Here is a 13,829-nt window from a genome sequence, read left to right as displayed (position 1 = left end):
TCTGGAGGGGTGATTTTATCGGTTTGCTGCCTGCGCCGCGTCTTTGTCTGAGCCAGCTCAGCACGTTGCCGGTCCGGCCCACCAGCCGCTCAGCAGCGATTCCGGGCGGTGCGGGGCGCAGACCCGGGCGCTGCTTTCCCATGTTTCCTTCTGCACATCGAGGCCGGCGAACACGCCGTAGCCGTTGCCGGCCCGGATGGCCTCGCCCGCACTCAGGCTTTCTCCGGCACGGATGCTTTTTTCAGCGCTGATAACGGCGCCGGCCTTGATGCCCCAGCCGGCCACTAGATGCATGCCAGCCTGAATCGACTCTCCGGCAGTAATGCCTTGCCGCGCATGCAGACTGCGTGCGACCAGGATGCTGCCGCCTACCTGCAGTCCCTTGCTACAGCGCACATCTTCGTCACTTTCCAGATCGTGGCCGATGATGCTATTGCCGCCGATGCGAACCTGCTCGTTGCAGCGCAGCCCCCAGCCGATGCGCAGATCGCCGTCACAGCGGAGTTCTTCCGCGCACTCCAGGCCCCAGCCAGTGTGCAGATCGCCCTGTACAGTCAACTTTCCGGCGCTGTGGAGGTTGCCTTCCACCCGCAGATCGCCCCCGACGACGATTTCTCCCTCACCGCGCAGGCCGCCGCTGACCTGCAGCGAGCCGCCTACGCGCAGCAGGCCGGAGACATCGAGATTGCCTCGGACTTCGAGGTTGCCGGCAAAGACCACGGCTTCGGTCGTGAGGGTGTCGACGCTGCGCACATCTTCGGTCGGGCCGAATTTTTCGAGCAGCCAGCAGGCGTCGCCAGCGCGGCCGTTGGCGACCATCTCGTCGAGGAGTTCCTGGTAATTTCCGCCTTCGCCAAATTGCCGGACGAACCAGCGAAAACCATCGGTACAAGGGCGCTTTGCCCGAACAAAACTGCGTGTAAGCATCACTGGCCTCACCTTTCTGCGTTATCCCGCCACACCATGGGCGTGGCATGCTGGAAGTAACCTGCGGTGCAGCCCTTGTATGGGTAGCTGCCCCGGGAAATTGGGGCAGGGCCGCGTTAAGCGGCGGAGAGTCAGAAATCAGACAAGGGGCCCGACGGTTGCACGTTGAACGGGATGCGCGTGTTGCGCATCCTGGGCAATGTGCCGTGCGGGGGAAGGGGATTCAGCCCCTGTGGTGCCCCCGCACGGCCTGAAAAAGTCCGGCGGGAGATCCTTTGACCTTGCAGGCAAGCTGAGTCAGGTGCGCACGCTCACCCCCGTGCCGCAAGGCACTGCTGGCGCTGGAATGAGGGCGGGTGGATCTGAGCATCAGTTGCGATAAAGGGGGGAGGTCGGCCTGCATTGTAGGCCAGGAAGCTGATTCCGGGGTACCAGGGGGGAAGGCGGCGTGTCAGTGCGCGCATGGCGGTAGCCGCGGCGATGCCCCGCGTGCCGTGCTTTACTCGCTATCCGGCTTCGGTATAATCCGCCGCGTCATTGGGGAGTAGCCGCTCTTCGCAGCGAAGAGGCGTGTGTCAACATACTTGCCGGCCACGGCATGGCGCACGCGGTTTCTGTACTTGGCAAGACCATTGGCCACCCAACCTCCCATGGCCGGAGAGGTGGCGTGGTCAATTGGAAAACTCCGGCCAGGACAATCTGATGGAATCCTTCCTCGTGTCGACGGGCATCGTTGCCCTCGCAGAAATTGGCGACAAGACGCAACTGCTCGCTTTCATCCTCGCGGCCAAATTCCGCAAACCTGTACCCATCGTGCTCGGCATTCTGGTTGCCACCATCGCCAACCATGCGTGCGCTGGCGCGCTGGGCGCCTGGGTGACCACCCTGCTGGCACCGGAAACGCTGCGCTGGGTGCTGGGTCTGTCGTTTCTCGGCATGGCGGTGTGGACGCTGATTCCCGATAAATTCGACGAGGCGGATGCCCAGCTGGCGAAGTACGGCGTGTTCGGGACCACCCTGGTCGCGTTCTTTCTTGCCGAAATGGGCGACAAAACACAGGTGGCGACAGTTGCGCTGGCCGCCCAGTATCAGGCGTTCTTTTCCGTCGTCGCGGGCACAACCTTCGGCATGATGCTGGCGAATGTGCCCGCCGTGCTGCTGGGCGACCGTATCGCCGACAAGATGCCGGTGCGACTGGTGCACACAATCGCCGCCGGCATCTTCGCCCTGCTGGGGATCGCCACCTTGCTCGGGGCGGGCGAATCGCTCGGGTTTTAGCCGGCTGTTGTTTTGCTTCTGACAGACTTTGGCGCAGAAGTTTTTGCTTTCCGGGGCCCGTATTGACTACAGCGATGAAACTACTCGCTAGGATTAGCACTCAAAGTCCGTGAGTGCTAAAATCAGTCGTGTCAGATGAAGGAGGATGTATTGCCATGACCCATGCCATGTCGCTTCCCATGCCTGTTGCTGCCGGTAACCTGGACGCTTATATCCAGACGGCGAGTCGCTATCCGCTGTTGAGCGAGGCGGAGGAGCGTCGTCTGGCGGAGCGTTTGCGTGACCATGGTGACGTCGATGCGGCGCGCCAGCTGGTGTTGTCGCATTTGCGGCTGGTGATTTCCATCGCACGGGGCTATCTCGGCTATGGCCTGCCGCATGCCGATCTGATCCAGGAAGGCAATATCGGCCTGATGAAGGCGGTGAAGCGCTTCGATCCGAGCCGGGGAGTGCGGCTGGTGTCGTTTGCCATGCACTGGATCAAGGCGGAAATTCATGAGTACATCCTGAAGAACTGGCGGCTGGTCAAGGTGGCAACGACCAAGGCCCAGCGCAAGCTGTTCTTCAACCTGCGCAGCATGAAGTCTGAATTTGAAGGCACCGACACCCTGTCGGTGGCGCAGGCCGATGCGGTGGCCGCCCGTCTGGGCGTCAAGGCTGAAGAGGTCGTGGAAATGGAAACCCGCCTGTCTGGTCGTGATCTGGCGCTGGAAGGCAATCCTGATGACGGCGAGGATGCGTTTGCGCCGATCGATTATCTGGCCGATGCGCGTTACGAGCCGGTGCGCGTGCTGGAGAACAAGGCGCAGGCCCATCTGCAGCAGGAAGGTTTGTATGCGGCGCTGGACGGACTTGATCCCCGTAGTCGTCGCATCGTTGAGGCGCGCTGGCTGAGCGAAGGCGAAGCGGCCACTTTGCACGATCTGGCGGCTGAATTCGGGGTGTCGGCGGAGCGTATTCGTCAGATCGAAGCGAAGGCGCTGCAGAAAATGCGTGGCCTGCTGGCCGCCTGAGCGTCCGCTGCTGATTTAACAGCCTGCATCCAGCCCGGGAAACACTTCCCGGGCGTTGGCGTCGGTGTGCGCCACCAATTCTTCGACGGTCATACCCCGCAGCTGCGCCAGTTCGTCGGCGATGCGGGGTAACTGTTCCGGGCTGTTGCGGCCGCCGTGCAGCCAGGCCGGCGCAATGTCGGGGGCGTCGGTTTCCAGCACCAGAGCGCTCAGGGGCAGTTCGGTGGCGAGCATGCGGATGCGGCGGGAGCCGGCATGCGTCAGGGCGCCACCAAAGCCGAGCTTAAATCCAAGTTTGATGAATTCGGCCGCCTGTTGCAGGCTGCCGTTGAAGGCGTGAGCGACGCCGCCGCGGACAGGATGGCGGCGCAAGGCGTGCAGTACGGCGTCGACGGCGCGCCGGCTGTGCAGGATTACGGGCAGCTCGAATTCACGGGCGAGTTGCAGCTGGGCAGCGAAGAACTCCGTCTGCTGCGCTTTGTCGGCCTGGGGGGCGTAGAAGTCCAGGCCGATTTCGCCGACTGCAACGGGCCGCTCCTGCTGCAGGTAATGGCGCAGTTGTTGCAGATCGCCGCTGTCGCTTTGGGTGAGATAGAGCGGATGAATGCCGTACGCCGCGTAGGCGCCGGGGGTGGTGGCGACGACGAATTTCTGGCGCGGAAAACAGGCGACGCTGACGCCGGGAACGATGATCCGGGTGACGCCGGCGGCGCGCGCCAGTGCGCTGGCAGCACGGTAATCGGTGCTGAATTCAGCAGCGTCGAGATGGCAGTGCGTGTCGATCATCGGGCGGGCAGAAGCTGCCGTATCCGGGCGGCTCAGAGGAAAGGAAAGTCGGGGGCGGGGGAGCGGCCCGCCAGCAGATCGGTCAGTGCCGCTGCCGAACCGCAGGCCAGTGTCCAGCCGAGCGTGCCGTGGCCGGTGTTCAGCCACAGATTGGAGAGACGGGAACGGCCAATGAGCGGCAGGTTGGAGGGTGTGGCCGGGCGCAGGCCGCACCAGAAATTGGCATCGCCCTCGATTTCGAGATTGGGGAACAGTTGCTTGGTGCGTTCGATCAGCGCCTGGCAGCGGACCGGGTCGAGGTCGCGGTTGTAACCGTTGAACTCGGCGGTGCCGGCGACGCGCAGACGGTTGCCCAAGCGTGAAAACACGAGTTTGTAGGCGTCGTCGGTCAGGCTGACGGTGGGCGCGCTGTCCGGATTGGCCAGGTGCAGGGTGGCGGAATAGCCCTTGGCGGGGTAGATCGGCAGGCGGATGCCGTGCGGGCGCAGCAGCAGTGGCGATTCGCTGCCCAGCGCCAGGACATAGGCGTCGGCTGTCAGCAGATTGGCGCCCTGGGGGCCACGGCAGACGACGCCGGCCACCCGGGCACCCGCAGTGGCCAAGCGTTCGATCTGCGTGTTATAGCGGAAATCGACGCCCGCTGTGGCGGCGCGTGCCGCGAGCGCCTGGGTGAACCGATGGGCGTCGCCCGATTCGTCGCTGGCGGTGTAGTCACCGCCGACGAGCAGGGGGGCGACCGGTGCCAGCGCGGGCTCCAGTTCGAGGCAGGCGGCGACGTCCAGAATGTCGCGCGGCAAGCCGTGCTCGGCCATGACCCGGCGGGCGGCCATGGCGTTGGCCATGTCGTGGCGGTTGGTATAAAGATGCAGGATGCCGCGTTGCAGCTGATCATATTCAAGGCCCAGCTGGGCACGCAGCAGTTGCAGCTGCTGCCGGCTGTAGAGGGCGAGGTGCACAATGGCGGCGATGTTGCGCTGGCTGCGTCCGGGCAGACATTCGCGCAGAAACTGCAAGCCCCACGCCCATTGGGCGGCATCGGCGCGCCAGTGCCAGCGTAGCGGCGCATCGCGCCGACCCAGCCATTTCAGGATGTTGGGCAGAACGTGCGGGTTGGCCCAGGGTTCGGCATGCGAAACCGAAATCTGGCCGCCGTTGGCAAAGCTGGTTTCCAGCCCGGCGGCGGGTTGCCGGTCGACGACGGTGACCTGATGGCCGGCCGTCTGCAGGTACCAGGCGCTGGCCGTTCCTGCCAGCCCGGCCCCGAGTACCAGAATGTTCAAGCCGCTTCTCCCCGTTCGCGGGTGATGCGCATTACTTCCTGGATATGCCGCACGCGGCGCATGATCGTGGCGAGATGCTTGCGGTCGCTGACCTTGATCGTGAAATGCAGGGTCGTGACATGGCCATCGGGGTCGGTTTCCGTCGACATGTGCTCGATGTTGGAGCCGGCATCGGAAATGCTGGTGGCGACTCGTGCCAGAACACCGCGCTGATTCTTGACCTCGACCCGCAGGCGCAGGTCGAACATGCGGCCTTCTTCCGGTTCCCATTCAACGTCCAGCCACTTGTGCGGTTCATCCTTGCGCGACTTGAGGATGCCCGGGCAGTCCAGGGTATGCACCACCATGCCCCGGCCTTTGCGGATGGAGCCGACGATGGGGTCGCCGGGGATCGGCTGGCAGCAGGTGGCGAGCTGGATGGCCAGACCTTCGTTGCCATGGATGGCAATGGTGCGTCCGCCCAGATTGGTGGCGCTCATGTCCTCGCGTGCCAGCAGGCGGCGGGCGACGACCGAAGGCAGGCGCTTGCCCAGACCGATGTCGGCGTAAACCTCTTCGAGGCTTTGCTGGCCGCTGGCGCGGACCAGGGTATCCCAGGCGGCGGTGGGGACAGAGATGGGCACCACCCCCAGCGACAGGAGCTCCTGGCGGAGCAAGCGCTCACCCAGGCGGGCCGACTCTTCGTGCTGCGTGGTGCGTAGCGCCTGCCGGATACGGCTGCGGGCGCGGCCGGTCTTGACGTAGTTGAGCCAGGCGGGGTTGGGCTTGGCTTCCGGAGAAGTGATGATTTCGACCAGATCGCCGTTCTTCAGCTCGCTGCGCAGGGGTGCCAGTTCATGGTTGATGCGGGCTGCCGTGCAGTGGTTGCCGACATCGGTATGCACGGCATAAGCAAAGTCCACCAGCGTCGCGCCCTGCGGCAGCGACATGATGCGGCCCTTGGGCGTGAAGACATAAACCTCGTCCGGGAAGAGGTCCACCTTCACATCCTCGAAAAATTCGGCAGACGAGCCACCGCTGCGCGTTTCGAGCAGCGATTCAAGCCACTTGTGGGTCTTGATCTGCAATTCGGCGCAGCTTTCGCCGGCATCTTTGTACAGCCAGTTGGCGGAAACGCCATCCTCGGCCACGCGGTGCATTTCGCGTGTCCGGATCTGTACTTCCACTGGTACGCCGTAGGGGCCGATCAGGGTGGTGTGCAGCGACTGGTAGCCGTTGGCCTTGGGCAGCGCCACGTAATCGCTGAATTTGCCCGGCACCGGCTTGTACAGGCTGTGCAGTGCGCCCAGTGTCAGGTAGCAGCTGGGCACGTTTTCGACCAGCACGCGGAAGGTATAGGTATCCAGCACCTGCGAGAAGGATTGCTGGCGATTCTTCATGTGACAGAAGATCGAATGCAGGCCGCGCTCGCGGCGGACCACTTCGGCGATTACGCCAGCGTGGGCCAGCTTGTCGCACATTGCCTCGACGATGCGGGCCTGGTTGTCCTGACGGTGGGCGCGGGCCGTGCGTAGTGCCTTGGTGAGGACAGCGGCGCGGTGCGGGTGAATGAGGCGGAAACAGATGTCACGCAACTCTTCGTACAGCTTGTTCAGACCCAGGCGGAGTGCAATCGGGGCGTAGATTTCCAGTGTTTCGCGGGCGATGCGGATGCGTTTGTCGGCGCGCATGGCCGACATGGTTTGAATGTTGTGGTGCCGGTCAGCCAGCTTGATCATCACCACCCGCAGATCGCGCGCCATGGCGATCAGCATCTTGCGGAAATTTTCTGCCTGCGCTTCCTGGTAGGAGTTGAACTCCATCTTGTCCAGCTTGGACAGGCCATCGACCAATTCGCCAACCTGTTTGCCGAAAAGTTCGCTCAACTCATCCTTGCTGGCACCGGTGTCTTCCATGGTGTCGTGCAGCAGGGCGGCACACACCGCGTCGGCATCCATGCGCCAGTCCACCACGGTGCCGGCGACGGCTAGCGGATGGGTGATGTAGGGTTCGCCGGAAGCGCGTTTCTGGCTGGCGTGCGCGCGCGCAGCGAAATCAAAGGCGCGCTTGACGCGTTCGATCTCTTCCGGCGACAGATAGTCGAGACTGTCGAGGAAGACGCTATACGCATCTGCCTCGTAATTTACGGGGAGTTGTGGCGCAGGATCCATGCGACGAGCTCCCCGGTGGATCAGGCTTGACCGCGGTTGAGCACTTCCAGGCCAATCTTGCCGAGCGCCATTTCACGCAGCGCGACGACGGTAGGCTTGTCCTTGTCGACTTCGACCAGCGGCGTTGCGCCGTTGGCGATCTGGCGGGCGCGGTGGGCTGCGGCCAGGGTCATCTGGAAGCGGTTCGGGATTCTTTTCAGACAGTCATCAACAGTAACGCGTGCCATGGCAACCTCGGTTCAATGTTCAAGCAGGTCGGCGAACAGGCGGGCGTGGCGTGCCTGCTGCCGCGCCAGACCGAGACGGGCGCTGTGTACGATGGCGCTCAGATCGTCGATGGCCTGGCTTAAATGGTCGTTAATAATAACATAGTCGAACTCCCCGACATGGCGCATTTCCTCACGGGCAGCGGCAAGGCGGCGTTCGACCACGTCCGCGCTGTCGGTGCCGCGACCGGAAAGACGCTGCGCCAGTTCGGTCAGTGAAGGCGGCAGGACGAAAATTCCGAGCATCTCGGGAAACAGGGAGCGCACCTGTTGTGCTCCCTGCCAGTCGATCTCCAGCAGGATATCGCGCCCGTTGGCCAGTTGTTCGCTGATCCAGCGTTGTGAGGTGCCGTAGTAATTGCCGTGCACCTCGGCCCATTCGAGAAATTCGCCGGCGGCAACCATTTTCTGGAAAGTCAGGACGTCGACGAAATGATATTCCCGTCCGTTTTCTTCCCCGGCGCGTGGTGCGCGGGTGGTGAAGGAAATCGACAGGTGCACCGTCGCATCGCGTTCGAGCAGGTGGCGCACCAGCGTGGTTTTGCCCGCGCCCGATGGGGCAGCGACGACGAAGAGATTGCCGGCAGACATGCGGACCTTTCTGCAACAACAGGGGGAAGCGGGGAATGTTACCGCTTTGGTGTCCGCTTGTCCCCGTTGCCGTGTGCTGCGTGTGCTTGAATTTAGCCGAACAGGCCGCCTTTTTTCAGCATGCCCAGTCCTTGCGCGAGCAGGTCGCCGCCCTGTGGCAGCTGGCCGTTGGGCGTGAGCTGGTCGATCAGTCCGGGCAGGATGTCAGCCAGACTGCCGGAGGCTTCCTGGCTGCCGACGCCCAGCTGTTTTGCCAGTCCGCCGATGAAATCATTGCCCAGTACCGAGGTCAGTTGTTCGCCGGAAACCGGCAGGTTTTTGCCTGTCGAGATCCAGGAATTGACGATCTCACCCAGGCCGCCCTGCTGGAATGCCTGGACCAGACCGGCGATGCCGCCGGGGTACTTGTTCAGCAACGGCAGCACCAGTTCGATGATGCCGCCTTCGTTTCCTTTGCCACCCAGTGCGCTGGCGGCCAGATTGCCGACTACCTGGTCGAATAGTCCCATGATGCTTCCTTCGTGTTGAAAAGCGTATGGTAGAGCGCGTAAGCTGTTCCATTCGTGAAAAAGTGCAAAACTGCGGGGGCTCCCTCCCGGCAACTCTTGGAGAAAGCGCAATGAGTACTCTGTTTGATCCCGTTCAGGTGGGCGACATGGCCCTGGCCAACCGCATCGTGATGGCGCCGCTGACGCGCAGCCGGGCCGCCGCCGGCAATTGCCCCGGCCCGCTGGCGGCGCAGTACTACGCCCAGCGTGCCAGTGCCGGGCTGATCATCGCCGAAGCCAGTCCGATTTCGCCGATGGCCCAGGGCTATCTCGATACCCCGGGTATCTGGTCGGACGAGCAGGTCGCTGGCTGGCAGGCGGTCACCTCGGCGGTGCATGCTGCTGGCGGCAAGATCGTGCTGCAACTGTGGCACGTCGGCCGCATTTCCAATAGCAGCCTGCTGCCCGCAGGTGCTGCTCCGGTGTCCTCGACGGCGCAGCCGGCTCAGGCCAAAACCTTCACCAAGGCCGGCTTCACGCCGGTCTCGACGCCGCGCCCCCTGGGCGATGATGAAATTCCGGCGCTCATCGCGGATTACCGTCGTGCCGCCCGCAACGCCCGCGCCGCCGGTTTCGACGGGGTGGAAATTCATGCCGCCAACACCTACCTGCTCGAACAGTTCCTGCGCGACAGCATCAATGATCGCAGCGGACCCTACGGCGGCAGCATCGAAAACCGCGCCCGTCTGGTGTGCGAAGTGGCCGCCGCAATCTGCGAGGAAATCGGCGCCGGTCGTGTCGGCATCCGCCTCAGCCCGTTGACCACCTTCGGCGGCGGGACGGCGCTCGACAGCAATCCGCAGGCACTGTACGGCTACGTCGTGGCGCAGATGGCCCGGCTGGGGCTGGCCTATGTGCACATGATCGAAGGAGAAACCGGCGGTGCCCGCGAGCCGGAAGGCGTCAGCTTCGACTATGCCGCCTTGCGCCGCAGCTTCCCCGGCGCCTGGATCGTCAATAACGGCTATACCCAGGCGCTGGCAGAAGATGCCGTGGCCAGCGGTCGTGTCGATCTGGTTGCCTTCGGCAAGGCCTTCATCGCCAATCCTGATCTGGTCGCACGGTTGCGCAGTGGCGCCGCACTGAACACGCCGAATGTGGCAACGTTTTATGGCGGTGGCGCCGAGGGTTATACCGATTACCCTGTGCTTGCCCCCGTCTGATAGCTAGTCCAGGTCCCCTGGCTGCTGGAGCGTGTTCAAGGGGCCTGCTTGTTTTGCTTGTACCCGGCTGCTTTCTGTTTTGACTGGGCTGGCATGATGTTTGTTAATTGCATATATTCAAGGAGTTAGCGTGGAACGTCGTTCATTTCTGAAGAAAGCCGGTGCCGGCATTGCCGTGGGTGCCGCTGCTGGCATGGCGGCTTGCGGCAAGAGCGAGCAAACAGCTGCCCCGGCCACAACTCCGGCAGCCCCGGCAGTGCATACCGGACTGCCAGCGGTGCAGTGGCGCATGACCTCAAGTTTCCCGAAAAGCATCGACACCCTGTATGGCAGTTCCGAGTTGCTCGCCAACCGCCTGCGCGAGATCACGGGCGGCAAGTTCGACATCCGTGTTTTCCCGGCGGGCGAGATCGTACCGGGCCTGCAGGCACTGGATGCCGTGCAGCAAGGGACGGTGGAAATGTGCCACTCCTGTTCGTATTACTACGTCGGTAAGGACAAGGCCTTCGCTTTCGGTACGGCCGTGCCCTTCGGCATGAATGCCCGGCAGATGGACGCCTGGATCATTGGTGGCGGCGGGCAGGATCTGCTGGACGAGTTCTACAGCAACTACAACGTGTACTCCTTCCTGGGCGGCAATACCGGCGTGCAGATGGGGGGCTGGTATCGCAAGGAAATCAACCGGCTGGAAGACATCCCGGGGCTGAAGATCCGTATTGCCGGTATCGGCGGGGAGATTCTGGCGCGCATGGGCGCCATTCCGCAGCAGATCGCCGGCACGGATATCTACCCTTCGCTCGAAAAGGGCACCATCGACGCGGCCGAATGGGTCGCGCCTTACGATGACGAAAAACTCGGCTTCTACAAAGTGGCTCCGTACTACTACTCGCCCGGTTTCTGGGAGCCGGGGCCGGTGGTGCACTTCTATGTGAACAAGAACGAGTGGGCCAAGCTGCCAGCGGAATATCAGGCTGCATTCCGTGCGGCTTCGCGCGAAGCGCACATTCAGATGACGGCGATGTACGACCACAAGAACCCGCAGGCGCTTGCTCGCTTGCTGTCGCAGGGGGTGAAGTTGCGGAGCTTTTCGCCCGAGATCATGAAGAAGGCCTACGACGTTTCGCGCGAACTCTACAACGAAGAGGCTGCCCGGAATCCGGCGTGGGCAAAGATTTATGCCGAGTTCGAGAAATACCGCAAGTCGCAGAACGCCTGGTTTGGTGTGGCGGAGGCTGATTTTGACCGTTTCATGCAGTCGGTGCGCTAAACCTGCACGCGTTGCAAACACAGCGGCCCGCAGTGATGCGGGCCTCTGTGTTTGCGCGGTCGGAATGTGAAACTCAGTCTCACTGACCTTGCAGCCGGCGCATCAGCGCGCCGGGGTCTTCCTGCGCGGGCGCGCCTGCCCCGCCGGGCAGCAGCTGCTCCAGGTTGAGTTCCTGTTGGGGGGACGGTTTCTTACCCCCATCGCCGTAGGACACCAGGCCGGGGAAGGCGATGATCAGGCCGACCATGATCAGCTGGATGATCACGAAAGGCACTGCGCCCCAGTAGATCGACGTTGTCTTGACCTTTTCCGGCGCCACCGAGCGCAGGAAAAACAGCGCGAAGCCGAAGGGCGGGTGCAGGAAGGAGGTCTGCATATTCATTGCCAGCAGCACCCCGAACCAGATCAGGTCAATGCCGAGTTTGTCCGCCACGGGTGCCAGCAGTGGCACGATGATGAAGGCGAGTTCGAAATAGTCGAGGAAGAAGGCCAGCACGAATACCAGCAGGTTCACCGCCAGCAGGAAGCCGATTTCGCCGCCGGGCAGCGAGGTCATCAGGTGCTCGACCCAGAGGTCGCCATTGACGGCGCGGAAGGTCAGGCCGAATACGCTTGAGCCGATCAGGATGAAGAGCACGAAACACGATAGCTTGGTGGTCGAGTCCATCGCCTGCTTGAGCAGCGGTAACGACAGGCGCTTGCGTCCCATTGCCATCAGCACCGCGCCGAGCGCCCCCATGGCGCCGCCCTCCGTGGGGGTGGCGATGCCGATGAAAATGGTACCCAGGACCAGAAAGATCAGGCCGAGCGGCGGGATGAGCACGAAGACGACGCGCTCGGCCATGCGCGACAGCAGGCCGAGGGCGAACAGTCGGTTGAGCATTGCTGCCGTAAAGGCGATGCCGATGCCGACCATCGCCGATACCACGACCACTTCGTCACGCGGTGCGTCGGCGCGATAAAACTGGCTGGCGAACACCCAGGCACCGGCGGCCGAGACCACCGCCAGCACGGCGAGCGAGCGCAGGCCGCTGGTGCCGTCACCTTCATGCAGCGTGCGCGCACTCAGCGGCATCGCCGGGGCACTGGACGGGCGGAAGATCGCCACCAGCGCCACATAAACGACATAGAGCGCAGTGAGCATCAGGCCCGGGAGCAGCGCGCCCTGGTACATGTCGCCGACACTGCGCCCGAGCTGGTCGGCCATCACGATCAGCACCAGCGAGGGCGGAATGATCTGCGCCAGCGTGCCCGAGGCGGCGATGACGCCGCTGGCCAGCCGGTGATCGTAGCCGTAACGCAGCATGATCGGCAGCGAGATCAACCCCATCGAAATCACCGAGGCGGCCACCACACCGGTGGTTGCCGCCAGCAGTGCACCGACGAAAATGACGGCAAAGGCCAGACCGCCCCGCACCGGCCCGAACAGCTGGCCAATCGTGTCGAGCAGATCCTCGGCCATGCCGCTACGCTCAAGGATCAGGCCCATGAAAGTGAAGAAAGGCACCGCGAGCAGGGTGTCGTTGGCCATGATGCCGAAGATGCGTTCCGGCAGCGCCTGGAACAGCGCACCGTGCAACAGGCCAAGCTCGATGCCGATCAGGCCGAACAGGATGCCGTTGGCAGCAAGCGCGAACGCGACCGGAAAGCCGAACAGCAGGAACAGGATCATGGACGCAAACATTAGCGGCGCCATGTTGGCGATGATGAATTCGGTCATTGCCCCGTCCCCTCACGTTGCGCCTTGATCGCCACCACCAGTTCCTCGGTCGCCGCAGCGGCTGATTTTTTCTGCAGCGGATTCGGCCCATGGCCGGACAGGAAGGCGATGCGCTTGATCAGTTCCGACACCGCCTGCAGCACGAGCAGGCCGAGGCCGAGCGGCAGCAGCATCTTTACCGGCCAGCGAATCAGACCGCCCGGATTCTGTGACATTTCGCCCGTGGCAAGCGAGGTCGTCACGATCGGCCACGACAGCCACAGGATCAGTACCGCCATCGGCAGCAGGAAGAAGAGGATGCCGATCACATCGATGATGTTCTGCCCGCGCGCTGACAGCCGGCTGGTCAGCACGTCGATGCGCACATGTTCATTGCGCAGGAAGGTGTAGCCGGCAGCGAGCATGAAAATCGCGGCGAACAGATACCACTGGATTTCGAGCAGGGCATTCGAGCTGGTGTTGAACAGCTTGCGCACGAGCGCGTTGCCGGCGCTGATCACCACCGCAATCAGCACCAGCCACATCACGCTTCGACCGACCCGCTCGTTGATCCAGTCGATCAGGCGGGAAATTCGTAGCAAAGAGGACACAGAAAACTCCAGAAATCGTACCGCGACAGTCGTTGTACGGCAGGGGGAAATAAAACACCGATGCTTGCATGAGGCAAGTGACGACTGTTTTGACCTGCTCCGCACAAGAGATAGCAGGATAAGGCTACGGGGGCGCCTTGTTAAGGTTTGAATTCACTGGCCTGCGCGGTTCTTTGCGCGCGCAGGTGGAACCGAAGTAACCGTCCGGCCACCACCGTCTTTTCGCCGAAGTTTCAATAGCTGAAGATTG

13 protein-coding genes and 1 riboswitch are annotated in these 13,829 nt (G+C 62.9%); of the genes, 4 read left to right on the top strand and 9 right to left on the bottom strand.

Annotation, left to right across the window (positions count from 1 at the left end; all coding sequences use genetic code 11):
• Positions 1 to 57: 57 nt before the first annotated feature.
• Positions 58 to 930, bottom strand: coding sequence for a hypothetical protein (locus JYJ39_RS13195; RefSeq protein ID WP_205204949.1), 873 nt, complete (start codon positions 928 to 930; stop codon positions 58 to 60).
• Between the two features lie 523 nt (positions 931 to 1,453).
• A riboswitch (yybP-ykoY riboswitch) is annotated at positions 1,454 to 1,627 on the top strand.
• Between the two features lie 2 nt (positions 1,628 to 1,629).
• On the opposite strand from JYJ39_RS13195, the gene JYJ39_RS13190 reads away from it, so the two are divergent.
• Together JYJ39_RS13190 and rpoH are read left to right on the top strand one after the other, a co-directional pair.
• Entirely contained in the window at positions 1,630 to 2,205 is a 576-nt protein-coding gene (locus JYJ39_RS13190) for a TMEM165/GDT1 family protein (protein ID WP_205204948.1), read from the top strand.
• Positions 2,206 to 2,360: 155 nt separating this feature from the next.
• Positions 2,361 to 3,218 carry an RNA polymerase sigma factor RpoH gene (gene rpoH, locus JYJ39_RS13185; protein WP_205204947.1) on the top strand — a complete coding sequence of 286 codons (858 nt, stop codon included), beginning with the start codon at positions 2,361 to 2,363 and terminating at the stop codon, positions 3,216 to 3,218.
• 15 nt (positions 3,219 to 3,233) lie between these two features.
• On the opposite strand, the gene JYJ39_RS13180 is transcribed toward rpoH, so the two are convergent.
• The 6 genes from JYJ39_RS13180 to JYJ39_RS13155 form a co-directional block, all read right to left on the bottom strand.
• On the bottom strand, positions 3,234 to 4,004 hold the full coding sequence (locus tag JYJ39_RS13180; protein WP_205204946.1) for a TatD family hydrolase: 771 nt from the start codon (positions 4,002 to 4,004) through the stop codon (positions 3,234 to 3,236).
• A 32-nt stretch (positions 4,005 to 4,036) separates the two neighbouring features.
• Positions 4,037 to 5,284, bottom strand: coding sequence for a D-amino acid dehydrogenase (locus JYJ39_RS13175; protein WP_205204944.1), 1,248 nt, complete (start codon positions 5,282 to 5,284; stop codon positions 4,037 to 4,039).
• Positions 5,281 to 7,434 carry a RelA/SpoT family protein gene (locus JYJ39_RS13170; protein ID WP_205204942.1) on the bottom strand — a complete coding sequence of 718 codons (2,154 nt, stop codon included), beginning with the start codon at positions 7,432 to 7,434 and terminating at the stop codon, positions 5,281 to 5,283. The genes JYJ39_RS13175 and JYJ39_RS13170 overlap by 4 nt, the downstream gene beginning before the upstream one ends.
• 20 nt (positions 7,435 to 7,454) lie before the next feature.
• Positions 7,455 to 7,661, bottom strand: a complete 207-nt coding sequence (gene rpoZ, locus JYJ39_RS13165) for a DNA-directed RNA polymerase subunit omega (RefSeq protein ID WP_205204940.1) — start codon at positions 7,659 to 7,661, stop codon at positions 7,455 to 7,457.
• A 12-nt stretch (positions 7,662 to 7,673) separates the two neighbouring features.
• Complete coding sequence (gene gmk, locus JYJ39_RS13160; protein WP_205204938.1) at positions 7,674 to 8,291, bottom strand: guanylate kinase; 618 nt, start codon at positions 8,289 to 8,291, stop codon at positions 7,674 to 7,676.
• 92 nt (positions 8,292 to 8,383) lie between these two features.
• A complete protein-coding gene (locus JYJ39_RS13155) occupies positions 8,384 to 8,800 on the bottom strand; it encodes a YidB family protein (RefSeq protein ID WP_205204936.1) in 417 nt (138 codons plus the stop codon).
• A 110-nt stretch (positions 8,801 to 8,910) separates the two neighbouring features.
• Here JYJ39_RS13155 and JYJ39_RS13150 point away from each other — a divergent pair, with 110 nt between their 5' ends.
• Positions 8,911 to 10,002 (top strand): alkene reductase, encoded by a 1,092-nt coding sequence (locus JYJ39_RS13150; RefSeq protein ID WP_205204934.1) that lies wholly within the window; start codon positions 8,911 to 8,913, stop codon positions 10,000 to 10,002.
• Positions 10,003 to 10,132: 130 nt separating this feature from the next.
• The gene (locus JYJ39_RS13145; RefSeq protein WP_205204932.1) at positions 10,133 to 11,269 is read left to right on the top strand and encodes a TRAP transporter substrate-binding protein; all 1,137 of its coding nucleotides are present in this window, start codon (positions 10,133 to 10,135) and stop codon (positions 11,267 to 11,269) included.
• Positions 11,270 to 11,348: 79 nt separating this feature from the next.
• Here JYJ39_RS13145 and JYJ39_RS13140 read toward each other — a convergent pair whose 3' ends face one another.
• Positions 11,349 to 12,989, bottom strand: coding sequence for a TRAP transporter large permease (locus JYJ39_RS13140; protein ID WP_205204930.1), 1,641 nt, complete (start codon positions 12,987 to 12,989; stop codon positions 11,349 to 11,351).
• Positions 12,986 to 13,579 carry a TRAP transporter small permease subunit gene (locus JYJ39_RS13135; protein WP_205204928.1) on the bottom strand — a complete coding sequence of 198 codons (594 nt, stop codon included), beginning with the start codon at positions 13,577 to 13,579 and terminating at the stop codon, positions 12,986 to 12,988. The genes JYJ39_RS13140 and JYJ39_RS13135 overlap by 4 nt, the downstream gene beginning before the upstream one ends.
• Positions 13,580 to 13,829: the final 250 nt, after the last annotated feature.

The organism is Azonexus hydrophilus, assembly GCF_905120355.1.
Taxonomy (GTDB): Bacteria; Pseudomonadota; Gammaproteobacteria; order Burkholderiales; family Rhodocyclaceae; genus Azonexus.
Note: the sequence above shows the minus strand (reverse complement) of the source record. Positions and strands in the feature narration are given on the sequence as shown.